This is a genomic window from Acidovorax sp. DW039, from assembly GCF_037101375.1.
GTDB lineage: Bacteria > Pseudomonadota > Gammaproteobacteria > Burkholderiales > Burkholderiaceae_C > Acidovorax.
Genome location: NZ_AP029019.1, coordinates 1,535,048 through 1,560,825, shown reverse-complemented (window position 1 = coordinate 1,560,825; position 25,778 = coordinate 1,535,048). Strand labels below are relative to the sequence as shown.

The window sequence follows — 25,778 nt, the reverse complement described above, 5'->3', positions numbered from 1 at the left end:
CCGCTCTAAGGTCTACTCATGTCCGATCAAGCCAGCTCCACCCCCACGTCCGGCACGCCCGCCGTGGACTACCGCGCCACCCTGAACCTGCCCGACACCGCCTTCCCCATGCGGGGCGACCTGCCCAAGCGTGAACCGGGCTGGGTGAAAGAGTGGGAAGACAAAGGCATCTACAAAAAGCTGCGTGACGCCCGTTGCGGCGCGCCCAAGTTCATCCTGCACGATGGCCCGCCCTACGCCAACGGCCAGTTGCACATTGGCCATGCGGTCAACAAGATCCTCAAGGACATGATCACCAAGGCGCGCCAGCTCGAAGGCTTTGACGCGCTGTACGTGCCCGGCTGGGACTGCCATGGCCTGCCGATCGAGAACGCCATCGAAAAGCTCCATGGCCGCAACCTGCCACGCGACGAAATGCAGGCCAAGAGCCGCGCCTTTGCCACCGAGCAGATCGCTCAGCAGATGGCCGACTTCAAGCGCTTGGGCGTGCTGGGTGATTGGGACAACCCCTACAAGACCATGAACTACGCCAACGAGGCTGGCGAACTGCGGGCCTTGAAGCGCGTGATGGAGCGGGGCTATGTGTACCGCGGCCTCAAGCCTGTGTACTGGTGTTTTGACTGCGGCTCCTCGCTGGCCGAGTTCGAGATCGAATACCAGGACAAGAAGAGCACCACGCTGGATGTGGCCTTCAAGGCCCACAACCCTGCCGCACTGGCAGCAGCCTTTGGCGTGCCCGCCTTCACGCAAGATGCGTTTGCCGTGATCTGGACGACCACCGCCTGGACCATTCCCGCAAACCAGGCGCTGAACCTGAACCCGGAGCTGCCCTACTCCCTGGTGCAAACCGAGCGCGGCCTGTACGTGCTGGCCGAAACCCTGGTGGATGCCTGCATGGAGCGCTGGGGCCTGCAAGGCAAGGTGCTGGCCACCGTGCCTGGCGAAAAGCTGGGCGGCATCGAGTTTGAACACCCGCTGTACGACGTGGCCAGCGAAGACGGCAGCTATGGCTACCGCCGCCTGTCGCCCGTGTACCTGGCCGACTACGCCACCGCCACCGACGGCACGGGTATCGTGCACTCCTCGCCCGCCTATGGTGTGGACGACTTCAACTCGTGCGTGGCGCACGGCATGAAGTACGACGACATTCTGAACCCCGTGCAGGGCAACGGTACCTATGCGGCCGACTTCCCGCTGTTTGGCGGCCAGCACATCTGGAAGGCCATCCCCACCATCATCGAGGCCCTGCGCAATGCAGGCCGGCTGATGGCCACCAAGGACATCGTCCACAGCTACCCGCACTGCTGGCGCCACAAGACGCCCGTGATCTACCGCGCCGCTGCCCAGTGGTTTGTGCGCATGGACGAAGGCGAGGGCGTGTTCACCACCGACAAGGCTCCCGGCACGCTGCGCCAGACGGCCTTGGCGGCCATCGAGCAAACCAGCTTCTACCCCGAAAACGGCAAGAGCCGTCTGCGCGACATGATCGCGGGCCGACCCGACTGGTGCATCTCGCGCCAGCGCAGCTGGGGTGTGCCCCTGCCCTTCTTCCTGCACAAGGATTCGGGCGAGCTGCACCCACGCACCATGGAGATCATCGACCAGGCTGCGGCCATCGTCGAGAAGGGCGGCATCGAGGCCTGGAGCCGCGTGACGCCCGAGGAAATACTGGGCGCAGACGACGCACCCCACTACACCAAGAGCACCGACATTCTGGAAGTGTGGTTCGACTCGGGCTCCACCTTCTGGCATGTGATGCGCGGCACGCACGGGACCATGCACCACGAGACGGGTCCCGAGGCCGACCTGTACCTGGAGGGCCACGACCAGCACCGCGGCTGGTTCCACAGCTCTCTACTGCTGGCCAGCGCCATCTTTGGCCGCGCGCCCTACCGCGGCCTGCTGACGCACGGTTTCACCGTGGACGGCCAGGGCAAGAAGATGAGCAAGTCGCTGGGCAACACCGTCTCGCCGCAAGAGGTGAGCGGCAAGCTGGGCGCGGAAATCATCCGCCTGTGGTGCGCCTCGACCGACTACTCGGGCGACCTGGCGATCGACGACAAGATCCTGGCCCGCGTGGTCGATGCGTACCGCCGCATCCGCAACACGCTGCGCTTCCTGCTGGCCAACGTGAGCGACTTTGACCCGGCCACCGACAGCGTGCCCGCCGACCAGTTGCTGGAGATCGACCGCTACGCCCTGGCCCGCGCCAGCCAGTTGCAGGCCGACATCCTGGCGCACTACCAGGTGTATGAGTTCCACCCTGTGGTGTCCAAGTTGCAGGTCTACTGCTCGGAAGACCTGGGCGCGTTCTACCTCGACGTGCTCAAGGACCGCCTCTACACCACCGCACCCAAGAGCCTGGCACGCCGCAGCGCGCAGACCGCGCTGTACCAGATCACCCACGCCATGCTGCGCTGGATGGCTCCGTTCCTGTCGTTCACGGCCGAAGAAGCGTGGAAGGTGTTCGGCAAATCCGAAACCATCTTTGTCGAGAAGTTCTGGGACTTCGGTGCCACCGACACCGCATTGCTGGACAAGTGGGACCGCATCCGTGCCGCCCGTGAAGTGGTGAACAAGGAAATCGAAGCCCTGCGGGCCGACGGCAAGGTGGGCGCATCCCTGCAGGCCGAAGTGACCGTGACTGCCGGTGGCGAGCTGCTGCAGGCGTTGCAAAGCCTGGGAGAAGACCTCAAGTTCGTCTTCATCACCTCCGCCGCAACCCTGGCCGAAGGTGAAACCCTGGCCGCCAGCGTCACGCCCAGCAGCCACGCCAAGTGCGAACGCTGCTGGCACTACCGCGACGATGTGGGACAAGACGCCGCCCACCCCACCATTTGCGGCCGTTGCACCAGCAACCTGTACGGAGCCGGTGAAAGCCGGGTGTGTGCCTGATGGTCGCGCTCGATACCGCAGGCAAGGGATCCCCTGGCCGTACCATCGCGCTGTGCCTGGTGTGGGCCGTCATCATCATGGCGGCAGACCAGTGGACCAAGGAACTGATCCTGCGCAACTACCAGTTGGGCGAAGCCACGCACATCACGGGCTTCTTCAATATCGTTCGTGCCCACAACACCGGCGCGGCTTTCTCCTTCCTGTCCAACGCAGGGGGGTGGCAGCGCTGGCTGTTCACAGGCATCGGCGTGGTGGCCAGTGTTTTCATCATCTGGCAGCTCTACAAGCACCCCACACAAAAGCTGTTCTGCTTTGCGCTGGCCAGCATCATGGGTGGGGCAGTGGGCAATGTGGTGGACAGGCTCATGCACGGATACGTGGTGGACTTTCTGGACTTCCATGCCATGGGCTGGCACTTTCCGGCCTTCAACGTGGCCGACTCGGCCATCACGATGGGGGCGATCTGCCTGATTCTGGATGAGCTGATGCGCGCCCGGCGCGAACGCTGAAGACGCGCAGCTCAGACACACTTGACTTGCTGAACGGCCCGCCACGTGCGGGCCGTTTGCTTTTTGCACGCTGCGTGCAAGACCGCTCGGTGTCATCACACCGTCATGGCGCTGCGGTGCAATGAAATCGTTTACATGCATCCGTCCTGTGCAGAGATTTCATGAGCATTCAGCAAGTCGCCCAGCAAGCGGGCGTATCGGTCGCCACGGTGTCGCGGGCTTTCAACAGCCCGGGCCAAGTTGCCCCGGCGACCCGTGCGCTGATTGAGCGCACCGCCCAAAGACTGGGGTACGTGCCCAACGCCAGCGCACGCACCTTGCGTTCGCAGCGCAGCCGGGTCATCGGCGTGGTGCTGCCCACCCTTATCAACCCGGTTTTCGCGGAATGTCTGGAAGGCATTGCGCAAGCTGCGGCCGCCAAGGGCTATGCGATCCTGCCCATGACCACCGAATACAGCCTGCAACGTGAAGAGCATGCGGTACAGCAACTGCAGGCCAGCAATGTGGATGGCATGGTGCTGGTGGTTTCCAGTCCCGGCGCATCGCAGGCCTTGCAGCAACTTGCCAGCCGTGGGGTGCCCTATGCCCTCATCTACAACCGGCACCCCGATCACCCTTGTGTGTCCGTCGACAGTGAACAGGCCGTGGCGGATCTGGTAACGCACCTGCACACACTGGGCCACCAGCGTATCGCCATGGTGTGCGGGCACAGGGCGGCATCAGACCGGGCACAGCAGCGCAGCAAGGGTTTTTTGCAGGGCATGGCCCAGGCAGGGCTGGCAACCCCCCTGGTGCTCGAGGTGCCATTCATCCACGCCGCAGCCCAGCAAATTCAGGCGCTGCTGCAAGGGTCCCATCGCCCCACGGCACTGGTGTGTTCCAACGACCTGCTGGCTATTCGCAGCATCCGGGCAGCCGTCCAGATGGGGCTGCGGGTTCCACACGATCTGAGCGTGGTGGGCTTTGACGGCATTGCCTTAGGGCTGGAGCTCACCCCCATGCTCAGCACCATCGCCCAGCCCAACGCCGACATGGGGGCACGCAGCGTCAGCCTGCTGCTGGAGGCTTTGGCGCGGGGTGAACCGCTGCAAGCCCATCAAAGCATCACCCTCGCCCACCAATGGCGCACGGGGGAGTCGTGTGCCCCAGCGCCCTGAATCGTTCCTTTTTCAAACCCTCGTTTTCCTTCACCCGTTTGGAGTCTTCCATGCACACCACCGCACGACAACACATCCGCAATGCCCTGCTGGCCCTGGGCCTGACCGCGACAGCAGGCCTTGCCCTGGCCCAGAACGCCATTTGCTACAACTGCCCGCCTGAATGGGCCGATTGGGGTACTCAGCTCAAGGCGATCAAAGCCAAGACAGGCGTCACGGTACCGCCCGACAACAAGAACTCCGGCCAATCACTCGCCCAGCTGGTGGCAGAGAAGGCGAGTCCGGTGGCCGATGTCACCTACCTCGGGGTGACTTTCGCCATCCAGGCGCAAAAGGACGGCGTGGTTGCCAGCTACAAACCTGCCGCCTGGGCGGACATCCCCGACGGACTGAAAGATCCGCAAGGCCACTGGTTCACCATCCACTCCGGCACGCTGGGCTTCATGGTCAACGTGGACGCCCTCAAGGGCAAGCCGGTGCCCCAGTCCTGGGCGGATCTGCTCAAGCCTGACTACAAAGGCCTGATCGGCTATCTCGACCCCGCTTCGGCCTTCGTCGGCTATGTGGGTGCCGTGGCGGCGAACCAGGCGCGCGGCGGCACGCTCGATAACTTTGGCCCCGGCATCGACTACTTCAAGGCGCTGCAGAAGAACGAGCCCATCGTGCCCAAGCAGACCTCCTATGCACGCGTGCTCTCGGGCGAGATTGCCATCTTGCTGGACTACGACTTCAACGCCTATCGCGCCAAATACAAGGACAAGGCCAACGTGCAGTTCGTCATCCCCGCCGAGGGCACGGTAGTGGTGCCTTACGTGATGAGCCTCGTGGCCAACGCTCCGCACACCGACAACGCCAAGAAGGTGCTGGACTTCGTGCTGTCAGACGAAGGCCAGGCCATCTGGGCCAACGCCTATTTGCGGCCCGTGCGTGCCAGCGCCATGAGCAAGGAAGTGCAGGCCCGCTTTCTGCCCGCCACGGAATATGCCCGCGCCAAGACGGTGGACTACGCCCGCATGGCGGCCGTGCAGAAGGCATTCTCTGACCGCTACCTGAAAGAGGTGCAGTAAGCCATGCGCCACGGAGGTTTCGCCCCGTCACGCACGATGCTGCTGGCCTGCGCTGCGCCTGCCGTGGCCTTCTTCACCGCCTTCTGGCTGCTGCCCGCCGCCTTGCTGATGGCGCTGCCTGCACGCCAGGGCTGGGCCACTTACGCAGCCGTGCTGACCCACGGCAGGTATTTGCAGAGTCTGCTGCAAACGCTGGGCCTGTCGGCCGTCGTCACGCTGAGCACGCTGGTGCTGGGTGCCCTGGTGGGCATTACCCTGGCACGCCAGCGTTTCAGGGGCCAGCAGCTGCTGCTGTCCCTGCTCACCTTGCCACTGTCTTTTCCGGGGGTGATCGTCGGATTCTTCATCATCCTGCTCGGCGGGCGGCAAGGCGTGGTGGCGGACCTCATGGAGTCCCTCGGCGCCGGGCGCACCACCTTTGCCTACGGACTGGCCGGGCTCTTCATCGCCTACCTGTATTTCTCTCTGCCCCGCGCCATTGCCACGTATACGGGCGCCGCCCGGGCCATGGACCCCCAACTCGAAGAGGCGGCCCGATCCCTGGGCGCATCCCGCTGGCAGGTGGCACGCGATGTGTGGATCCCCGAGCTGGGGCCCACCACCCTGGCGTGCGGGGCCATTGTGTTCGCCACGGCCATGGGTGCGTTTGGCACGGCATTCACCCTGTCCACCAAATTCGAGGTGCTGCCCATCACGATCTACAACGAGTTCACCAACTACGCCAACTTTGCGCTGGCGGCCAGCCTGTCCGTCACGCTGGGGCTCATCACCTGGCTGGTCTTGTGGATGGCGCGGCGGGCTTCCGGGCGCGCTGCGTGGTAGCACCTCATTCACCTCTTTTATGAAAACCACCCGACAAACGCCCTGGCCCCTGCTCGCCCTGACCGGCCTGGTCACGCTGTTCCTGCTCGCCCCCATGCTCCTGTCCATCATGGCGGGGCTGGTGGAAAACTACAGCGTCGGCATCCGCAGTGGCTTGACGCTGCGCTGGCTGCAGGAAGTGTGGGACAACTATGGCAACACCGTGGGCGCATCGCTGCTGCTGGCCTTGTTGTGTGTACTGGGCAACCTGCTCATCGGTGTGCCTTGTGCCTACGCCCTGGCCCGCAGCCCATCGCGCTGGGCACGGCTGCTGGAAGAGCTGCTAACCCTGCCCGTAGCCATCCCCGGCCTGGCCAGCGCGCTGGCGCTCATCCTGCTCTACGGCACGCTGCAGGGCTTCAGGCAAAGCCTGGCCTTCATTCTGGTGGGGCACATGGTCTTCACCCTGCCCTTCATGGTGCGCACGGTGGCCTCTGCATTCCAGAAGGACGAACTGCGCGCCTTGGAAGAAGCCGCACGCTCGCTGGGCGCAGGATTTGCGCAGCGCTTCATCGGCGTACTGGTGCCCGCCGTGTTGCCCGCCATCGTGGCGGGCAGCCTCATGGTGTTCACCCTGTCCGTAGGCGAGTTCAACCTGACCTGGATGCTGCACACGCCCCTCACACGCACCTTGCCCGTGGGGCTGGCAGACAGCTATGCCTCGATGCGCATCGAGGTCGGATCGGCTTACACGCTGGTTTTTCTGATGGTCATCCTGCCCGTGCTGTGGGGTTTGCAGGCCATCGGTTCATTGATCGAGAAACACCATGGAACTTGAACGCACGCGCGTGGACGTGGTCCAGTGCGCAAAAACCTATCCCGATGGCACCCGTGGCCTGCACCCGACAGACCTGCAGGTAGAGCCCGGCGAAGTCCTGGCCCTGCTCGGCCCATCAGGCTGTGGCAAAACCACGTTGCTGCGCCTGATGGCAGGCCTGGAAGCGCCAGATGCAGGCAGCCGCATTGCGTTTGGCGGCGTCGATGTCACCCATCTGCCCATCGAGCGCCGCGGTGTGGGCATGGTGTTTCAGCACTACGCCCTGTTTCCGCAAATGACAGTGGAGGCCAATATCGGCTATGGGCTCAAGATCCGCGGCGCAAAAGCCGCAGAGCGGCAGCGCATCGTGGGCGAACTGGTGGACCTGGTGCGCCTGCGGGGGTTGGAGAAGAAACGCCCGGCAGAGCTGTCAGGTGGCCAGCGCCAGCGCGTGGCACTGGCGCGCGCCGTGGCGGTGAGGCCCCGGGTGCTGCTGCTGGATGAGCCCCTCACGGCCCTGGACGCCAAACTCAAGGAATCATTGCGAGACGAGCTGGCTCAGTTGCTGCGGCAACTGCACATCACGGCCATCCACGTCACGCACGATCAGCAAGAGGCCCTGGCCATTGCAGATCGGCTGGCCGTCATGCAGGCGGGCCGCATTGTGCAGGTGGGCGATGGCGAGACGCTGTACCGCAACCCCGCCCACCCGTTCGTCGCCACTTTCCTGGGCCGGGTCAATCAGCTGCAACGCAGCGAAGAGGCAAGGCGGCGTGGCGTGTTGAGCCTGGGAGGCTGGGACCTGCCCTGCGCATTGGGCCTGCAAGATATGGCCACCGTGCTGGTGCGCCCAGAGGACATCCAGGTGGGTCCTGCGCAGCCGGGCTGGGGGCGGGCACAGGTCGTGCGCAGAAGTTTTCTGGGGGACCGCGTGCAACTCACGCTGCAGGTGCCTGAGCAGGCGCTCATCAACGCCGACGTGTCACGCGATCACCCTGCTCAGGCGGGTGAGACCGTGGGCGTCTACATCGCTCCGGAACGGCTGATGCCCTTCGAGCCGGTGCATTGATTTCACCTATCCAGGCACATTCACCCTGCCCCCAAACATTGCGCACATCCACCATGACCACGTTGCTTCTCCAACTGTCTGACCCCCACATCCGTGAACCCGGCCGCTTGGCCTACGGCCGCATCAACACGGCACCCTACCTGGCACGCGCGGTGCAGCACATCCTTGACCTGCCCCAGATGCCCGATGCGGTGGTCATCACCGGTGACCTGACTGACTTTGGCAGGGCGCAGGAATATGACCACCTGCGGGCATTGCTCCAGCCCCTCCACATGCCCGTCTACCTGCTGCCCGGCAACCATGACAGCCGAGAGCAATTGCGCGCCAGCTTTCCGGACCACGCCTATCTGGGGCGCAGCGGGTATGTGCAATACAGCGTGCCTGTGGGCCGCATGCAACTGATTGCGCTCGACACCGTGATCCCCGGGGCCAGCGGCGGAAGCCTGTGTGAGGAACGCCTGACGTGGTTACAGGCCGAGCTGGCTGCGCACCGGGAAAAACCCGTGGTCATCGCCATGCACCACCCACCGTTCCAGACCCTGATCGGCCACATGGACGCGATCGGCCTGACGCAGGGAGCAGCGGAGCTGGAAGCCATGGTGGCACGCCACCCACAGGTGGAACGCATCATCTGCGGGCACCTGCACCGCAGCATCCAAGTGCGCTTTGGCGGCAGCATCGCCTCTACCGCCCCCTCGCCAGCCCATCAGGTGCGGCTGGACCTGGCCCCCGATGCAGCGTCGGCCTGGATGCTGGAGCCGCCCGGCTTTGCCCTGCATGCGCTGCCACCTGTTGGCCGACTGGTGAGCCACACCGCAGCCATAGGCCCCTGGGAAGGTCCCTATCCATTTCATGAATCAGGACGCCTGATCGACTGACGCGGGCGATTGACCTCCCCACCATCGGTCCATTTCAATGCAATGTCCCCCTTGGGGGCATGCCTGCAGGCGCTATCGATTTAGGAGTATGCTGTATGACATTTTTATGACATCTCTGGCGAGCGCGATTCTTGCAGCGTCATCGCTGACAGACCGCTGCGCTGGCGGCAGGGTAAGAACCAAGAAGAAGAACGACGGTATTTCATGAAGCATCTTTTGAATTTGTTGGCTGCTGTGGCCTTGCTCATCTGGGGCACCCATCTGGTGCGCACAGGCATCCTGCGCGTGTTCGGCGCAAACCTGCGGCAGTTCATCGCGCGCAGCGTCAGCACCCGGTTCACTGCGGTGCTCTCGGGCATGGGGGTCACGGCGCTGGTGCAGTCCAGCACGGCCACGGCGCTCATCGTTTCGTCCTTCGTAGGGCAAGGGCTGGTGGGGCTGCCTGCAGCGCTGGCGGTGATGCTGGGTGCCGACGTAGGCACCAGCGTGATGGCGGTGGTTTTCTCTTTGGATCTGTCGTGGCTCTCTCCCCTCTTCATCTTCGTGGGGGTGGTGCTCTTCATCTCCCGCAAAGACACGGCCGCGGGCCGCGTGGGGCGCGTGCTCATCGGCCTGGGCCTGATGCTGCTGGCCTTGCGGCTGATTACCGAGTCCACCACGGTGCTCACCCAATCCCCCACCGTGCGCACCCTGCTGAGCGCGCTGACGAGTGACCTGCTGCTTGAAATCTTCACCGGGGCCGTGCTGGCGGTGCTGTCTTACTCCAGCCTTGCCACGGTGCTGCTGACAGCCACTTTGGCCGGGTCAGGCGGCATTCCGGTCGATGTGGCTCTGGGACTGGTGGTGGGGGCTAACCTGGGCAGTGGCTTGCTGGCGGTGATGACTACCTTGCGCGCCAATATCCAGACCCGGCAAGTCCCCTTGGGCAACCTGTTCTTCAAGATCATCGGGGTCGTCATCATGACACCCATGATTGGCCTGTGGCTGCAGCACGCCCGCCCCCATGTGCCGGACATTGCATCGCTGGTCGTCCTCTTCCACCTTGCGTTCAATCTGGTGGTGGGGCTGGTGTGCATCGCGTTGACGGGCACTGTGGCGCGCGCCGTGCAAAAACTGCTGCCGGTGGCCGATGCCCAAGCAGCTGCAGGCAGCCGCCCCCAGCACCTGGACCCTTCTGCACTGGCCACGCCTTCCCTGGCCATCTCTTGCGCGGCGCGTGAGGCCTTGCACCAGGCCGATGTGGTGGAGTCCATGCTGCTGGGCCTGCACCAGGTGATCCGTACGGACGACCAGAAGCTGGCGGAAGATCTGCGCAAGCTGGACGATCAGGTGGATGAGCTGTACTCGGCCATCAAGTACTACATGACCAAGATCTCGCGCGAGGCGCTGGATGAGCGCGAAGGCCGCCGCTGGGCGGACATCATCAGCTTCACCATCAACATGGAGCAGATCGGCGACATCATCGAGCGCGTGCTGATCGACATTGAGGACAAGAAAATCAAGAAGGGCCGCCACTTCTCTGAAGCGGGCATGGAAGAAATCAACGAACTGCACACCCGGCTGGTGGCCAACCTGCGGCTGGCCATGAGCGTGTTCCTCAACGGCAATGTGCGCGACGCGCAGAAACTGCTGGAAGAAAAAGCGCGCTTTCGCGACCTGGAGCGGGCCTACTCGGCAACGCACCTGGCGCGGCTGTCAGACAACACGGTGCAGAGCATTGAAACCAGCTCGCTGCATATTGACCTGATCAGTGAACTCAAGCGCATCAACTCGCTGCTGTGCTCCATTGCGTACCCCATTCTGGAGTCTGCAGGAGCCCTGGCACCCAGCCGCCTCAAGCCCACGCCAGAGCAAATTTAGAGCGGCTCTCCAGGCAGTGCCTGCGTTCAGGCGGTTACAGCCTGCTGCTCAGGCACGGGGCGCTGCGCATAGCGTTGCGCCAGCACGGCGCACACCATCAGCTGCATCTGGTGGAACACCATCAGGGGCAGCACCACAGCGCCCACGGCATGTGATGCGAACAGCACCTTGGCCATGGGCACGCCACTGGCCAGGCTCTTTTTGGAGCCGCAGAAGACGATGGTGATTTCATCTTCTTTGGAAAAGCCCAGACGGCGCGCCGCCCAGGTGGTGCTGACCAAGGCCATGGCCAGCAGCACGGCACACACCAGCACCAGCCCCAACAATGCGGGCAGGGGTAACTGGCCCCACAAGCCCTCGACCACCGCCGCACTGAATGCGGTGTACACCACCAGCAGGATGGAGCCCTGGTCCACAAACTTGAGCACCGCAGCGCGTTGCTTGACGAAGTTGCCGATCCAGGGGCGCAACAGGTGACCTGCCACAAAGGGCACCAGCAGTTGCAGCGTGATGCGGCCAATGCTGGCCAGCGTGTCAGGCTGGGCAGAGCCCCCCTGTGCAGGCACGTCGGGCAACACCAGCCCCACCAGCAGGGGCGTGATCACGATGCCCAGTAGGGTTGACGCAGAAGCGCTACAGATGGCCGCAGGCATGTTGCCGCGCGCCATGGCTGTGAAGGCAATGGCCGACTGCACGGTGGCAGGCAGCACGCACAGGTACAGGATGCCGGTGTAAAGCCCGGGCGTGACCAAAGGCTGCAGCACCGGGCGCAGCGCCCAGCCCAGCAGCGGAAACAGCACAAACGTAGTCGCCACCACCACCAGATGCAGCCGCCAGTGCGAGAGCCCCGCCACGATGGCATCGCGCGAGAGCTTGGCCCCGTGCAAAAAGAACAGCAACGCCACAGCGGCTACGGTCAGCCCTTCCAGCGCCTGCGCTGCGACGCCATGCGCAGGCAGCAGGCTGGCCAAGGTGACGGTGCCCAGCAAGGCCAGGGTGAAATTGTCGGGAAGGAAGCGAGAGCGGGCCATAGGAGGTGAGCGGGTGAATGAGGGAGTGGCTGGTCAGGGATTGCAGCCCATCGGGGCTGAATGGGCGAGTGCGCGCATTGGACCCGAGCTTGATTCCAAAGAGAAATGGATTTCTCTGATGGATTTATGATTTGAGTGCATGAATATCACCTTACGCCAGCTGCTGGTCTTTCAGTCCGTTGCGGGCACGCGCAACTTCAGCCGCACGGGCGACGCCATCGGGCTGACCCAACCCGCTGTGAGCCGCTGCATCACCGAGCTGGAAGCCCAGCTGGGCCTGAAGCTGCTGAACCGCACCACCCGCGAGGTCACGCTGACCGAAGCCGGCCAGCGCCTGGCAGCCCGGCTGCCGCGCGTGATGGAAGAGCTGGAAAGCGCCCTGCTGGATGTGCGGGAGCTGGCAAGCGGTCAACGTGGCCGGGTGCGCGTGGCCAGCAGCCCCACCCTGTCGGCCAACCTCATGCCCGAGTGCATTGCACGCTGCCAGGCCACCCTGCCGGGTCTGGAGCTGGTGCTGCTGGACCGCATGCAAAGCGATGTGCTGGCCAGCGTGTTGTCGGGCGAGGTGGATTTTGGGGTGGTGATTGACCCAGGCGAGCGCGATGCGCTGGAGTGCGAAACCATCCTGACCGAGCCGTTTTGCCTGGCCTGCCCGCCGGGCCACCGGCTGGCGCGCAAGCGGCAGGTGCGCTGGACCGATCTGGCGGGCGAAGCGCTGGTGCTGCTTGACCATGCCTCCGGCAGTCGCAGGCTGATTGACCGGGCCCTGCAAAGCCACGGCGTGGAATGCACCGTGGCGCAAGAGGTGGGGCATCCCACCACCATCTTCCGCATGCTGGATGCAGGCCTGGGCGTGTCTGTCATCCCCACGTTGGCGTTGCCGCCCGAAGGGCTGCCCCGGTTGGCGGTGCGCCCCTTGCGCCCTCAGGTCGACCGGGAGATTGTGCTGGTCCACCGCCGCAACCGGGCGCTGTCTCCGGTGGCGCAGGCGGCGTGGAACCTGGTGCGGGAAGTAGCCACCCAACGGGCTTCCAGCGCTTGACAATCAAGCGCAAGCAGCTATTAATTCAATAGCAAACAGAAAAGCGGACAACGCTGGCGGACTACCAGCCGCAATACCCGGCAATCACCAGCGCGGCCTCGGGCGTGAACAAGCCTTGCTCCAGGCGGTGCAGCAGTGGCCCGTTTTGCAACAGTTCAAATCGCTCCACCTCTCCGTCCTGGTTGGCGGGCTCCATGCCTTCGGGCACAACGGCCTGGAACCAGTCGATGCGCTCACGCATGAAGCCTACGCCACCGCCTTCACGGCTGGGGCGGGAGAACTCCACGTAGCCGCCGTGCGCCACGCGGTGCAACTGGTCCACCTCCAGCCCCGCTTCCTCCCAGGTTTCACGGGCCAGAGCTTCAGGCAGGGTGTCCTGCGCGGAGACCATGCCACCCATCAGCGTGTCCCACATGCCCGGGTTGTTGGGCTTGGTGTGAGAGCGCTGCTGCACCCACATGCGTCCATCCGGTGCCACGCCCACCAGATGCACGGCGCGGGTGGCGATGCCCAGCACGCGCACGGCTCCGCGCTCAACGGTAGCCACCACATCCCCTTGCGGGTTGGGCACGGCCAGTTGCTCATCGCGCCAGGGGCCGCAGCGCCCGGCAGTGCGCAATGCGGCGGCAACGGCATTGAGCGCCGCCGTGGCGTCTTCAGGCGCTACGTCCAGGTACCAGGCCGGTTGCTGAGGATGCTCCTGAAAATATAGCTGCCAGCGCTTATCCATCATGCGCTGCAGGCCGATTTCTTCAAAGAAACCTTGTACCACAGAGCCCACCGCATGACCGGCCACGTGCAATGCAACGCGGGGCTGCGCAGGGGGTTGCTGCGCGGCCTGCCGCACCGGCTGCAGCCACGGGCCAGGGGCAGAAGTGGCCCAGGCCGGAGGAAAAAACGCGCCGCTCACAGCGTGAGAATGGTGCAGCCGGTGGTCTTGCGTGCCTCCAGGTCCCGGTGCGCCTGCTGCACCTGGGCCAGGGGGTAGCGCTGGTCGATATGGATCTTTACCTGCCCGCTGGCCACCACGGCAAACAGGTCGTCGGCCATGGCCTGGGTGCTTTCACGGGTGGCGATGTGGGTGAACAGCGTCTGGCGCGTGACGTACAGCGAGCCCTTGGCCCCCAGTGCGCCGGGTGCAAACGGAGGCACAGGGCCAGAGGCATTGCCAAAGCTGGCCATCAGGCCGAAGGGGCGCAGGCAGTCCAGCGACTTGTCCCAGGTGTCCTTGCCCACCGAGTCGTACACCACTTTCACGCCCTTGCCGCCAGTGATGTCCTTCACCCGGGCCGCAAAGTCTTCGGTGATGTAGTTGATGGCGTGGGCCGCCCCATTGGCCAGTGCCAGCTGGCACTTGGCGTCGGACCCGGCCGTACCGATCAGTTGCAGGCCCAGTGCCTTGGCCCATTGGCAGGCAATCAGCCCCACCCCACCAGCGGCCGCGTGGAACAGCACAAAGTCGCCGGCCTGCAGGCCCTCCACGGGCAGCGTCTTTTTCAGCAGGTACTGCGCTGTCAGGCCCTTGAGCATCATTGCCGCGCCGGTTTCAAAGCTGATGGCGTCGGGCAGTTTGCACACCGTCTTGGCGGGCATCACGCGCACCTCGCTGTAGCTGCCGGGCGGGTTGCTGGCATAGGCGGCACGGTCACCCACCTTCAGATGGGTGACGCCCTCGCCCACGGCCTCCACCACGCCTGCGCCCTCCATGCCAATGCCTGCGGGCATGTTCAGCGGGTACAGGCCGGTGCGGTGGTACACATCGATGAAATTCAGGCCGATGGCATGGTGGCGGATACGGATCTCGCCCGGGCCAGGTTCGCCCACGTTCACATCGACAAGTTGCAACTCTTCGGGGCCGCCATGCTGGCGGATCTGGACGGCAAGGGTCATGGCTCGGGGTCTCCTGTAATGCGAGTGACAAAACGGCAGGCATCGTGCCATGTTTCTGCAAGCCTTGCAGATGCCAGCCCGTTACAGTTGCCACCATGACTCAACGACTGACTCCCGGCACCGCAGCGCTGCTGACCACGGCCCCGCTGCTATGGGCCGGCAATGCTGTGGTGGGCCGACTGGTGCACACAATGATCCCCCCCATCACCCTGAACTTTGTGCGCTGGGTACTGGCCTTCGCCATCCTGCTGCCCCTGGCGCGCCACGTGCTGCGCAAGGACAGCCCCCTGTGGCCTCACTGGCAACGCTATGCCGTGCTGGGCCTGCTGGGCATCGGCCTCTACAACGCTTTGCAGTACATGGCCCTGCAGACCTCCACCCCCATCAACGTGACGCTGGTGGGCTCCAGCATGCCGGTATGGATGCTGGCTGTGGGGAGCTTGTTCTTTGGTGCCAAGGTCACGCGCCAACAGCTGGCAGGAGCGGTGCTGTCGATTCTGGGGGTGCTGATCGTGCTCAGCCGGGGGGAGTGGAGCCAGCTGCTGGCTTTGCGCCTGGTGCCGGGCGATCTGTTCATGCTGCTGGCTACGGGGTCATGGTCTTTTTATAGCTGGCTGCTGGTGCGCACCAGCGAACCGGCGGGCCTGCGCAGCGACTGGGCTGCATTCCTGATGGCGCAACTGGTCTTCGGCCTGGCATGGTCCGGCAGTTTTGCAGGCGTGGAATGGAGCCTGGGGCGCACTCACATCGAATGGAGCTGGGCGCTGGCAGCGGCCCTGGCGTTCATAGCAATCGGCCCGGCGGTGCTGGCCTACCGCTGCTGGGGGGTGGGGGTGCAACGTGCCGGGCCTGCCGTGGCGGGCTTTTTCATCAACCTCACGCCGCTTTTTGCGGCCCTGCTGTCTGCAGCCTTCCTGGGCGAGCGTCCTCACCTCTTTCACGGCGTGGCGTTTGCGCTGATCGTGGGAGGCATTCTGGTGTCTTCACGGCGCTGAACCCAAGGCCACTCCGCAAGGATCGACTCCGCCGCACAGCGGACGGCGAAAAAACTTCAGCCTACGCTGCATCCACAGCTGGGAGCGCCGGGTCATGCCCCAACAGGGCCTCCAGCTCGTGCAGCGGCATGGGCTTGCCCAGCAGGTAGCCCTGGAAGTAATGGCAACCGTAACGGGCCAGGGTGTCACGCTGCTCCACGGTCTCCACGCCTTCTGCAATCACGTCCAGCTCCAGGTTGCGTGCCATGCCGATGATGGTTTGCACAATCACGTCATCGGTCTGCTTGGCGCCCAGGTTGCGCACAAAGGACTGGTCAATCTTCAGTTGATCGAGCGGCAGACGCGTGAGGTAGGCCAGCGATGAGTAACCGGTGCCAAAGTCGTCCACAGAGAAGCGCACGCCTTTGGTCTTGAGCTGCTCCATCTTGGCGATGGTGTCGTCCACGTCGTCCAGCACCAGCGACTCGGTCAGCTCCAGCTTGAGCAGATGGGCTTGCGCGCCGGTTTCGCGCAAGATCTCCACCACACGTTCCACAAAGTCAGGCTGACGGAACTGCCGGGCGCTCACGTTGACCGACACCTGCACGTGCTGATACCGCGGATCACTCTTCCATGCTGCCAGCTGCGCGCAGGCGGTGCGCAGCACCCAGTAGCCAATCGGCACGATCAGTTCACTCTCTTCGGCCACCGCGATGAACCCCCCGGGAGCAATCAGGCCCCGCTCGGGGTGACGCCAGCGCACCAGCCCCTCCACCCCCACGATCCGGCCATCCAGGCGCTGCTGGGGTTGGTAGTGGAGTTCAAACTCGCCTTCAAAAATGGCTTTCTGCAGGTCGTTTTCCAGCTGCACCCGCTGGTTGATGGCCACCTGCATCTGGGGGTCAAAAAAGCACAACGAGTTGCGCCCTTGCGACTTGACCTGGTACATCGCAATGTCTGCCTGTTTAAGCAGATCTACCGGAGGCTGCATGTCCAGGCCGATCAGCGTGGCGCCTATGCTGGGCGTGCTGTGATAAAGGTGGGCGCCCAAGGCGTACGGCATGTTCAGGCGGCGCAAGATTTTCTCGGCCACGCGCCGGGCCAGCGAAGCCGCATCGTTGCGGCTGGCCGCCAGATTCTTGAGCATGACCACAAACTCGTCCCCACCCAGGCGGGCCACCGTGTCTTCGGTGCGCACGCAGGCCCGCAGTCGCTCAGCCACCTGGCGCAGCAGCATGTCTCCCACCTCGTGTCCCAAGGTGTCGTTCAATGTCTTGAAGTGGTCCAGATCGAGGAACAGCAGCGCGCCATGCTGGCCACTGCGGGCGTTGGCCGCCACGGCCTGCTGAATCCGGTCCATCAGCAAGCGGCGATTGGGCAGCCCGGTCAGCGGATCGTAGAAAGCGAGGTTTTCGATCTCTGCGCTGGCCCGGCGCAGTTCGGTGACATCGTGGTAGGTGATCACCAGCCCGGCATCAGGGGTAGGCCGCTCTGTCACCTGGATCACACGGCCATCCGGCAGGCCCTGTTCATGCGGGCCTTGCGGATTACGTTGCACAGCCACGCGTTGCTCCACCCAGCGCAACTGCTCTTCAGGCGACGCGTTTTCCAGGTGGTGCCGGGCTTTCTCCATCAGGAGTTCACGAAAGGGAATCTGCGGTGCCAGGTGCCCCTTGAGCCAGGGGTAGATCTCCTCAAACCGCCGGTTCCACTGCACCAGCCGCATCTGGCTGTCGAGCAGAACAAAGCCGCTGACCATGGACTCCAGCGCCTCGTCCAGCGTGGCCTTGGAGTGGGCGATGGCCACCCGCGCCTGCGTCATGCGGTCCAGGTAGCGCATGGATACTGCGCCAACCAGGATCATCATCGCAACAAAACCCAGGGTGGTGAGCACAATGCCATCCCGGGTCGAGCGCCATGCCGTCAAGGCATCGTGTCGGGGCACGCTGGCAGCAATGCGCAAGTCCTGGTACATCAAAGGGCGGTACACCACCAGCGCGGGCTCGCCGCCAAGCCGTGCACGGGCTTGCCACGCGGGGCCCGTGGCATCCAGTTCAGCCAGGGGTGGCGAAAGCAGCAGCTTTTCGCCCTCTTCCTGTCGGGGCAAGGTCAAAAGGGCCTGCCCGCCAGTTCGCTCCAGAGTGACCTGCAAGCCTGGAATGTCCATGCCCTGCGTCAGCACCCCGGCCAATGCCACCACAGGTACCTGCGCCACCGCCAGCATGCGGGAGCCGTCGGCCAAGGCCATGGGGCGTGCCATGTACAGCACCTTTTCGGCACTGACAAAACTCACGGCAGGGGCGCTGACCGTGAGCATGGGAACCGGCTGCGAGAACACCAGGTCGGCCAGACCTGCAGGCAGTGACACCGACAGCGAGGCCCCCGCAGCATCCGATGACGCAATGACCCGGCCTTTCTCATCCAGCAGCGCAACGTAGCGCACCATGAGGTTCTGCCGGGCCGAGCTGCGCAGCCTTTGGCTGGCGACCTCCGGGTCCAGCCATTCCTGCCGCACGCCCGACAGCTCCAGAATCTCGTCCATGCTGGCCAGCAAAACATCCACCGCCAGGAATGAGCGATTCAGGGCCGCCTCCGCACTGGCGACAAAGCGATTGGCACCGCTGGCGGCATCCACCAGCGCTACCTGTCGGGCCTGGTAGATGAGCGTTGCAGCCACGGCCACGACAGCCAGCACAAAGGCGGACACACCTCCCCAGACAAAGAGCTTGATGCGCCGGGGTATCTCGGGGCTCATGGCGCTTTGGGGGCAGAAGCCATGGTGCCGTGCACCGGACCGATGGTGGAGTTCCAGACCTGCGCACAACGCTGACCGCAGCGCTGCAACCATCGCGGCAGCACGGTAGACGCAAAAATATCCCGTCGGCGACGCTCGTCCTGCTCAGAAACAGGCACCAGGACCATTCGCCCCTTGCGCCCGCCTGCGCACTCGGGCGCACCGCGGTTGCAGGCCAGGCCATCGGCGGTCTCACGCTCCGATTCGCTCCAGATGGAGGCCTCCAGCTTGGGTAATTCCGTCTGCAGCAAGTCACGCAATTCGGCGGGCAGTGCAGTCCACACGGCCCTGTTGGCGCCAAAGACAGCCAGCCCCCAGGTGATGGGCAAGCCGTGCACATGGCTCATCAGCGAGTACAGGCCCAGCGTATTGCCGGACATGGTGCCGGTGATGGCACAGTCCATGTTGCCCGCCTTGACGCTGGGCACAATCTGCGCAAAGCCTGTGAGGATGGGCACGGCGCCCAGAGCCGTCACAAAGTCAGCCTGCGTCGACGATGAAACCCGGACCCTGCGCCCGGAAAGGTCCGCCAGGCTGCTCATGGGTTTGCTGCAGAACACGACCTGCGCCGGGTACACGTAAATGGCCAGCGGCTCCACCCCGTGCTGCTCGCGCAGGGTCTTTTCCAGGTAAGGCCTGAAGGCCTTCAGGGTGAGTCGCAACGTGCGGATGTCAGGGTTCAGCCCCGCAAGGTCAGGCGCCGTGTATTCGGGATACTGGGCACTGAAGGAGCTCATGAGCGCCGTGCCAAAGGGCACAACCCCCAACTGCATCAGGCGCAACATCTCTGTGCCGGGAACTCCAGCGCGGTCAAAAGGAACAATTTCGGCGGTGTAGCGACCGCCACTGATGCGGGCCAGTTCCTTGGACCAGAAAGGCTCTTCCCGGCGCGTGTATTGACTCAAATCCGCCAGCCCTCCCACCACGCGCAAATGGTAGGCAGGGGGCGGTGGTTTGGCATGGGCCGCAGCCATCGCCAAAGCCAGCCCCATGCAGCAGCACAGCGCGGCAGCGCCTGGGCGCATTCTTCGCAGTGATGGGAACAAGCTCAACATGGCGGCCACACAAACCCAAGCTTTTCGTTAGCTCCCCTTTTCCTGGACAGAAAAAAGCAAGAAGAGCGCCACCCTGCGGGCCACAGACATAGCGGCGTCGATTGTGCCCATTACGCGGCCCGAGCACAGCTAAATTGCTACGCTTGGTCACATTTAATTGACATTAGTCAAGAGTGTGCGCCCACGCGATAACGGTGGCAAGGAAATCATGCGCCGGGGAAAGCGCCCCCATCTGCCAGCACGTTCTGACCCGTCATGTAGGCCGCATGGACACTGCACAGAAATGCGCAGATGGCACCAAACTCCTGTGTCGTACCAAAGCGGCCTGCGGGAATGGCTGCCTGCTGCGCAGTGCGCACGTCCTCAATGGATTTGCCGGTCTTTGTGGCTGCCACGCCCAGCGTGGTCGCCAGGCGATCCGTATCGAACTTTCCAGGCAGAAGGTTGTTGATGGTGACGCCCTGCGCCGCCAGTTTGCTGCGGGCCACCCCCGCCACAAATCCGGTGAGGCCACTGCGTGCACCGTTGGACAAACCCAACACATCAATAGGCGCCTTCACAGCGCTGGAAGTGATGTTGACGATGCGACCAAATCCACGCGATGCCATGCCGTCCACCGTGGCCTTGATCAGCTCGATGGGCGTGAGCATGTTCGCATCCACCGCCTTGATCCAGGCATCACGGTCCCAGTCACGGAAATCGCCGGGCGGTGGCCCGCCCGCATTGGTGACCACGATGTCGAAGTCACGCCCTGGCCCGCCAGCTGCGGCAAACACGGCTTCACGCCCTTGCGCCGTGGTGATGTCGGCCGCCACGGCAATCACTTGAGGGGCCCGCTGATTTTGACTTCCAGCGCTTGCCCACTGGGCGCCGTCAGCTCTCAATTGAATAGCAGCCTGTTCCAGGACTTCTGCATTGCGGGCATTGATGACCACATGGACGCCTTCGCGCACCAGCGCCTGCGCGCATCCAAAACCCAAACCTTTGCTGGCGCCACACACCAGCGCCCATTTGCCCGCAATACCCAAATCCATAACAATCTCCGGTTTACATTTGTTGATGCCATCTGAGGACTTTCAAATTGCCACGGACCTCCGTCGCGCCTTTGAATCCTCTCGCGGGGGCATCATAGATTGAGGCGTATTCCATGAACTGGCTGAATCCCCTAGCCCTTGCAACCGGCTTGGCTTTGACTGTTGCACTCCCGTTTGGCACAGCACAGGCGCAGTCTGCGGTGACCAAGCGGTCCACCGAGCTGCGTGAATCCCCGGCGGACAACGCGCCCAGTCTGGGATCCATTCCTGCCAACACGCAGCTCACCCGTACCAATGAACGCAATGGCCCTTGGGTCAAGGTTCAAACTCCCGACGGCGCAAGTGGCTGGGTTCACAACTTCGACATGGGTGCTGCCAACTCGGCCGCCCCCAGCGGCAACAACAACGCCAGCACCGGAAGCATGCGCACACTGGGTGGCGCGCTGGGACGCGGGGGAAGCAGCACCACCACCCCCACCGCGACCGCCGGTACCCGGGGCTGGGGGAACGGCAAAGCCAATCACGCCCCTGCAGGCGCATCCCAAGACGGGGACGATGAAGACAACAATGGGGGCGAGGAGGCTCAAACGCCCTCCAACAAGCGCCAGCAACCTGCTCGCCCAGGCTATTCAGCCAGCACAGGCGGTCAGGCATCGCCCTACCAGCGCATGCCCACGACAACGCCTCAGCAGGCCATGCCGCCCGGTATGTCCACCTACTCTTCTGGCAACCAGAACTGGGGCAACGGAGGGTCTGCGAACGGCTGGGGTGCACCCAGCAAGTAAGCAGGCGTAGCGTCCGCACTCTTCGCCAAGGCGGGCAGACGCCTCTCCCCTTCAGAACGTTCACCCGCGGGCGGCGCGGGTGAACACAAAAATGCCTGCGACCACCAACGCTGTGCCGGCGGCAATCCATAAGGTGAAGGGCTCTCCCAGCAGCCAGATGCCCATCAGGATGGTCGACAGTGGCCCCACCATTCCCACCTGGGCCGCCATGCCCGCCCCGATGCGCTCAATCGCCATCATCACTATCAGCACTGGCGCTGCGGTGCACAGCGTGGCATTGAGTACCGAGAGCCAGAGCACTTGCGGGGCGACCTGCGCAGCGCTCAAAGGGCGCAACAGGACAAACTGCACCAGGCAGCAGATGCAGGCCACGGTGGTGGCAAGGCCCACCAGCCGCAACGAGCCAATGCGCTGCACCATTTCACCGCTGTAGACCAGATACACCGCATAGCTGGCGGCACTCAGGAACACCAGGAGCGCCCCCCAAGCTGTATGAGCCCCCTGCATGCGGGCCTCCAACCCAAAAACCAGAACCACGCCGCAATAGCTGATGAGCATGCCCACGGCTTGCATCCAGCGAATCCGCTTGCCATACATTGCCCAGCCCAGAACCATGACCAGCGTTGGGTTGAGGTACAGAATCAGTCTCTCGAGGCTGGCCGTGATGTATGCCAGCCCCGCGAAATCCAGAAAGCTTGCGAGGTAGTAACCCGTCACCCCCAGCCCCACGACGCCCCACTTGTCCTTGGTGGACAGCGGTGCTTTGCCACGGCTGGCCCACCAGGCCATGGCCGCGAAAATGGGCAGGGCAAACAGCATGCGATACATGATGAGCGTGACCGCGTCCACGCCATATCTGTACGCAAGCTTCACGATGATGGCCTTGCCACTGAAGGCAATAGAGCCCGCCAAAGCGAGGGCGAGGCCTGCGGCCATTCCGCGTGATGAGGAGGATTGAGGGGAAGAATTCAGCACACCCAAGCGTCCATTCAAAGAACTTGAGTGTGTCACGACCTCGCACTCCAGACCATCGGACCTCAGTTGCGCGGGCAACGCCGATCACGATGACGTGATAGGGCCAAAGTGACAGAGCCACCTTGCTTTTCAGGTGGGTACTGGCTGCCTTCCGATAGGTGAAGGCAACACCCTCAGACGTTCAGTGCTTCTGAAACAGGCTGTGGTGCAAGCGCCGAAGCGACCACCACACACCCACAGCCACGACAGGGATTGCTATGGCTGCGGTCGACTCTGCCGATAGCGGCCAACCCAAGGCTTTGCCCCCCTTGGCCAGATAGGTGACCAGCCCCACGATGTAGTAGGTGATGGCTGCCACAGAGAGCCCCTCGACTGTGGACTGCAGCTTGAGTTGCAGATCCTGCCGCTGGTTCATCGCTGCCAGCAAAGCCTGGCTGCTTTGCTGCTGCTCAATTTCCACCCGCGTGCGCAGCAGGTTGCTCATGCGCGAAACACGTTGAGACAAGGCGTCCTGCCGACGAGCGGCCCATTCGCAGGTGCTGCGGGCAGGGGTCAGGCGACGATCCATGAATTCACGGATGGTCTGCATTCCTGCAAGGCGGGATTCGGCAATGTCTTCGATCCGCTTGTCCAGCAACTCGAAATACGCACTGCTGGCTGAAAACCGTGAATGGCTGGCCGCATACTGGCTCTCCACCTGTCCAGCCAGCTTGGTCAGGCGGTCCAGCAAGGCGGGCTCATCATCCCGGTTGGCGGTGCGGATGGCATCGGCCAGCGCTGCCAGTTCGCGTTCGGCAAAGGCCAGCACCGACGAGGCCTCCCGCGCTGCAGGCAACCCCAGCAAGGCCGCCATGCGGTAGGTTTCGATCTCCAGCAGACGCTGCACCAGGCGGCCCAGACGGCGCGGTGTCATGCCACCGGCCAGCAGCACCATGCGCGAAAAGCCATCGGCGTGAATCGCAAAGTCGGTATACACCTCTCCATGCCCATCGGCCACAGTCGAAGCCACCAGCGTGTCCTCATGCAGCACATGCTTGACAAGGTTGCCTGAACCGAAGGTATGGGTGGGCAGCACCCACAAGTTCAGGCTGCAAAGGCACTGGCCTGGCAAGTGCGCGAGCCAGTCCTGCGGCACCACATCGATGGCACTGGCGGGCTCACGCTCGCCAAATGCGTCTGTGGCGGTGGCGACCATGAAGGTCCAGGTCACAAATTCGGTATGCAGCTCCCACCGGATGCGAAAGGCTCCCAGATCCATGCGCAAATGGGTAGTACCAGCATCTGGCAGCGCCAGATGGTGATCCCTCAACAAGGCCGCCACATGGGCACGGCTGGCCTCCCGCTCGCCCGCATCGGCCAGCATGACGATGTGGGCGATCGCCAGTGGGGCCGACATGGCCTCCGGTGGTCGGGCATGGATTTCGTTGTGCAACAGAACCCGGTGCGGGTGCTGCTTGGGGCTGGTCATAGCTGGCATGCAAATCCCTGCGGCTGAAGGCGCCATTGTGTACTCACAGGCCGCGGTATCCATGCTGGGTAAAGGACAAAAAACAACGGCACCCGAAGGTGCCGTTGCATTCATGCGCCAAGCGCGCTGTCTGTGGGCAGATGGACCTGCCCTTGTCAGACTCACTCTTCGACGAAGGCTTCCTCGCGCTTGTTCTTCACCGCAGGCAGCAGCACGATGATGAGCAGCAGGGCCGCAGCAGCCAGCAGGCCGGCAGACAGGGGACGCGTGACAAACACGCTCCAGTCACCGCGCGACAGCAGCAGAGCACGGCGCAGGTTCTCCTCCATCATGGGGCCCAGAATGAAACCCAGCAGCAAAGGTGCAGGCTCGGTACCCAGCTTGTGGAAGACATAACCGATCAGGCCGAATGCGCCCACCATCCACACGTCAAACGTGTTGTTGTTGGTGGAGTACACGCCCACCGCGCAGAACAGCACGATGGAGGGGAACAGCCAGCGGTAAGGCACTGTGAGCAGCTTGATCCAGATGCCGATCAGGGGCAGGTTCAGGATCACCAGCATGGCGTTACCAATCCACATGGAAGCGATCAGACCCCAGAACAGCTCGGGGTTGCTGGTCATCACCTGAGGACCAGGCTGGATGTTGTGGATGGTCATGGCACCCACCATCAGCGCCATCACGGCGTTGGGAGGGATACCCAGTGTCAGCAGCGGGATGAACGAAGTTTGCGAGCCGGCATTGTTGGCCGATTCAGGCGACGCCACACCGCGGATGTTGCCTTGACCGAAAGGCACTTCACCGGGACGCAGCTTGGTCTTCTTCTCCAGTGTGTAAGCCGCAAACGCAGCCAGCAACGCACCACCGCCAGGCAGGATACCCAGTGCAGAGCCCAGGGCTGTACCACGCAGCACGGCGGGCACCATGTTCTTGAAGTCTTCCTTGGTGGGGAACAGGCCTTCCACCTTGGCAGTGAACACTTCACGCTCATCGTCAGGCTGAGACAGGTTGGCAATGATTTCGCCGTAACCGAACACACCCATGGCAATGGTCACGAAGCCAATGCCGTCTGTCAGCTCAGGGATGTCGAAGCTGAAACGGGCCACACCGGAGTTCACGTCGGTACCCACCAGACCCATCAGCAGGCCCAGCACGATCATGGCCACCGCCTTGAGCAGGGAGCCCGAAGCCAGCACCACAGCACCGATCAGGCCCAGCACCATCAGAGAGAAGTACTCTGCAGGGCCGAACTTGAAGGCCACCTCAGTCAGTGGAGGGGCAAACGCCGCCAGGATCAGCGTACCGGCGCAACCTGCAAAGAACGAGCCCAGACCGGCAGCCGCCAGCGCGGGGCCTGCACGGCCCTTGCGGGCCATCTGGTAGCCGTCGATCACCGTCACCACAGACGAGGACTCGCCAGGCAGGTTCACCAGAATGGCGGTGGTGGAACCACCGTACTGCGCGCCGTAGTAGATACCGGCCAGCATGATCAGCGCCGCCACGGGTGGCAGCGCATACGTGGCGGGCAGCAGCATCGCAATGGTGGCCACAGGGCCAATGCCTGGCAGCACACCGATCAGCGTGCCCAGCAAGCAGCCGATGAAACAGTAGATCAGGTTCTGAAACGTGAAGGCAACGCCAAAACCCAGCGAAAGGTTGTTAATCAATTCCATGGTG

21 protein-coding genes are annotated in these 25,778 nt (G+C 63.5%); 12 read left to right on the top strand and 9 right to left on the bottom strand.

What is annotated here, in order from left to right:
- Positions 1–18 precede the first annotated feature (18 nt).
- The 9 genes from ileS (at position 19) to AACH87_RS07025 (ending at position 11,053) form a co-directional block, all read left to right on the top strand.
- Positions 19–2,895 carry an isoleucine--tRNA ligase gene (gene ileS, locus AACH87_RS07065; protein ID WP_338798063.1) on the top strand — a complete coding sequence of 959 codons (2,877 nt, stop codon included), beginning with the start codon at positions 19–21 and terminating at the stop codon, positions 2,893–2,895.
- Entirely contained in the window at positions 2,895–3,404 is a 510-nt protein-coding gene (lspA, locus tag AACH87_RS07060) for a signal peptidase II (protein ID WP_338798062.1), read from the top strand. Before ileS ends, lspA begins: the two co-directional genes overlap by 1 nt.
- A 161-nt stretch (positions 3,405–3,565) precedes the next feature.
- Complete coding sequence (locus AACH87_RS07055) at positions 3,566–4,561, top strand: LacI family DNA-binding transcriptional regulator (protein ID WP_338798061.1); 996 nt, start codon at positions 3,566–3,568, stop codon at positions 4,559–4,561.
- Between the two features lie 50 nt (positions 4,562–4,611).
- Positions 4,612–5,628, top strand: a complete 1,017-nt coding sequence (locus AACH87_RS07050) for an ABC transporter substrate-binding protein (protein WP_338798060.1) — start codon at positions 4,612–4,614, stop codon at positions 5,626–5,628.
- A gap of 3 nt (positions 5,629–5,631) precedes the next feature.
- Positions 5,632–6,450 (top strand): ABC transporter permease, encoded by an 819-nt coding sequence (locus AACH87_RS07045; RefSeq protein WP_338798059.1) that lies wholly within the window; start codon positions 5,632–5,634, stop codon positions 6,448–6,450.
- 19 nt (positions 6,451–6,469) lie between these two features.
- Positions 6,470–7,267: an ABC transporter permease subunit gene (locus AACH87_RS07040; RefSeq protein ID WP_338798058.1), complete on the top strand. Its 798-nt coding sequence runs from the start codon at positions 6,470–6,472 to the stop codon at positions 7,265–7,267.
- Positions 7,257–8,315, top strand: a complete 1,059-nt coding sequence (locus AACH87_RS07035) for an ABC transporter ATP-binding protein (protein WP_338798057.1) — start codon at positions 7,257–7,259, stop codon at positions 8,313–8,315. Before AACH87_RS07040 ends, AACH87_RS07035 begins: the two co-directional genes overlap by 11 nt.
- A gap of 53 nt (positions 8,316–8,368) precedes the next feature.
- A complete protein-coding gene (locus tag AACH87_RS07030; RefSeq protein WP_338798056.1) occupies positions 8,369–9,193 on the top strand; it encodes a phosphodiesterase in 825 nt (274 codons plus the stop codon).
- A 204-nt stretch (positions 9,194–9,397) separates the two neighbouring features.
- Positions 9,398–11,053 carry a Na/Pi cotransporter family protein gene (locus tag AACH87_RS07025; RefSeq protein WP_338798055.1) on the top strand — a complete coding sequence of 552 codons (1,656 nt, stop codon included), beginning with the start codon at positions 9,398–9,400 and terminating at the stop codon, positions 11,051–11,053.
- A 26-nt stretch (positions 11,054–11,079) separates the two neighbouring features.
- Here the strand turns inward: AACH87_RS07025 and AACH87_RS07020 are convergent, their stop codons facing one another.
- The gene (locus tag AACH87_RS07020) at positions 11,080–12,084 is read right to left on the bottom strand and encodes a bile acid:sodium symporter family protein (RefSeq protein WP_338798054.1); all 1,005 of its coding nucleotides are present in this window, start codon (positions 12,082–12,084) and stop codon (positions 11,080–11,082) included.
- Between the two features lie 139 nt (positions 12,085–12,223).
- Between AACH87_RS07020 and AACH87_RS07015 the strand changes: the two genes are divergently transcribed.
- Entirely contained in the window at positions 12,224–13,126 is a 903-nt protein-coding gene (locus AACH87_RS07015; RefSeq protein ID WP_338798053.1) for a LysR family transcriptional regulator, read from the top strand.
- A 61-nt stretch (positions 13,127–13,187) separates the two neighbouring features.
- On the opposite strand, the gene AACH87_RS07010 is transcribed toward AACH87_RS07015, so the two are convergent.
- Together AACH87_RS07010 and AACH87_RS07005 are read right to left on the bottom strand one after the other, a co-directional pair.
- On the bottom strand, positions 13,188–13,982 hold the full coding sequence (locus tag AACH87_RS07010) for an NUDIX domain-containing protein (RefSeq protein WP_338798874.1): 795 nt from the start codon (positions 13,980–13,982) through the stop codon (positions 13,188–13,190).
- A 50-nt stretch (positions 13,983–14,032) separates the two neighbouring features.
- Entirely contained in the window at positions 14,033–15,016 is a 984-nt protein-coding gene (locus AACH87_RS07005; protein ID WP_338798052.1) for a quinone oxidoreductase, read from the bottom strand.
- 95 nt (positions 15,017–15,111) lie between these two features.
- Between AACH87_RS07005 and AACH87_RS07000 the strand changes: the two genes are divergently transcribed.
- Entirely contained in the window at positions 15,112–16,011 is a 900-nt protein-coding gene (locus AACH87_RS07000; RefSeq protein ID WP_338798051.1) for a DMT family transporter, read from the top strand.
- Between the two features lie 61 nt (positions 16,012–16,072).
- Here AACH87_RS07000 and AACH87_RS06995 read toward each other — a convergent pair whose 3' ends face one another.
- From AACH87_RS06995 to AACH87_RS06985, 3 genes are all read right to left on the bottom strand, one after another.
- Positions 16,073–18,745: an EAL domain-containing protein gene (locus tag AACH87_RS06995; protein WP_338798050.1), complete on the bottom strand. Its 2,673-nt coding sequence runs from the start codon at positions 18,743–18,745 to the stop codon at positions 16,073–16,075.
- Positions 18,742–19,776 carry a TRAP transporter substrate-binding protein gene (locus AACH87_RS06990; RefSeq protein ID WP_338798873.1) on the bottom strand — a complete coding sequence of 345 codons (1,035 nt, stop codon included), beginning with the start codon at positions 19,774–19,776 and terminating at the stop codon, positions 18,742–18,744. The genes AACH87_RS06995 and AACH87_RS06990 overlap by 4 nt, the downstream gene beginning before the upstream one ends.
- Positions 19,777–20,045: 269 nt before the next feature.
- Entirely contained in the window at positions 20,046–20,873 is an 828-nt protein-coding gene (locus AACH87_RS06985; RefSeq protein ID WP_338798049.1) for an SDR family oxidoreductase, read from the bottom strand.
- Positions 20,874–20,986: 113 nt separating this feature from the next.
- Here AACH87_RS06985 and AACH87_RS06980 point away from each other — a divergent pair, with 113 nt between their 5' ends.
- Positions 20,987–21,658: an SH3 domain-containing protein gene (locus AACH87_RS06980; RefSeq protein ID WP_338798048.1), complete on the top strand. Its 672-nt coding sequence runs from the start codon at positions 20,987–20,989 to the stop codon at positions 21,656–21,658.
- Between the two features lie 60 nt (positions 21,659–21,718).
- Here AACH87_RS06980 and AACH87_RS06975 read toward each other — a convergent pair whose 3' ends face one another.
- The 3 genes from AACH87_RS06975 to AACH87_RS06965 form a co-directional block, all read right to left on the bottom strand.
- On the bottom strand, positions 21,719–22,594 hold the full coding sequence (locus AACH87_RS06975) for a DMT family transporter (RefSeq protein ID WP_338798047.1): 876 nt from the start codon (positions 22,592–22,594) through the stop codon (positions 21,719–21,721).
- 220 nt (positions 22,595–22,814) lie between these two features.
- A complete protein-coding gene (locus AACH87_RS06970) occupies positions 22,815–24,110 on the bottom strand; it encodes a DUF3422 domain-containing protein (protein ID WP_338798046.1) in 1,296 nt (431 codons plus the stop codon).
- 152 nt (positions 24,111–24,262) lie between these two features.
- Positions 24,263–25,774 carry a tripartite tricarboxylate transporter permease gene (locus tag AACH87_RS06965; RefSeq protein WP_338798045.1) on the bottom strand — a complete coding sequence of 504 codons (1,512 nt, stop codon included), beginning with the start codon at positions 25,772–25,774 and terminating at the stop codon, positions 24,263–24,265.
- Positions 25,775–25,778: the final 4 nt, after the last annotated feature.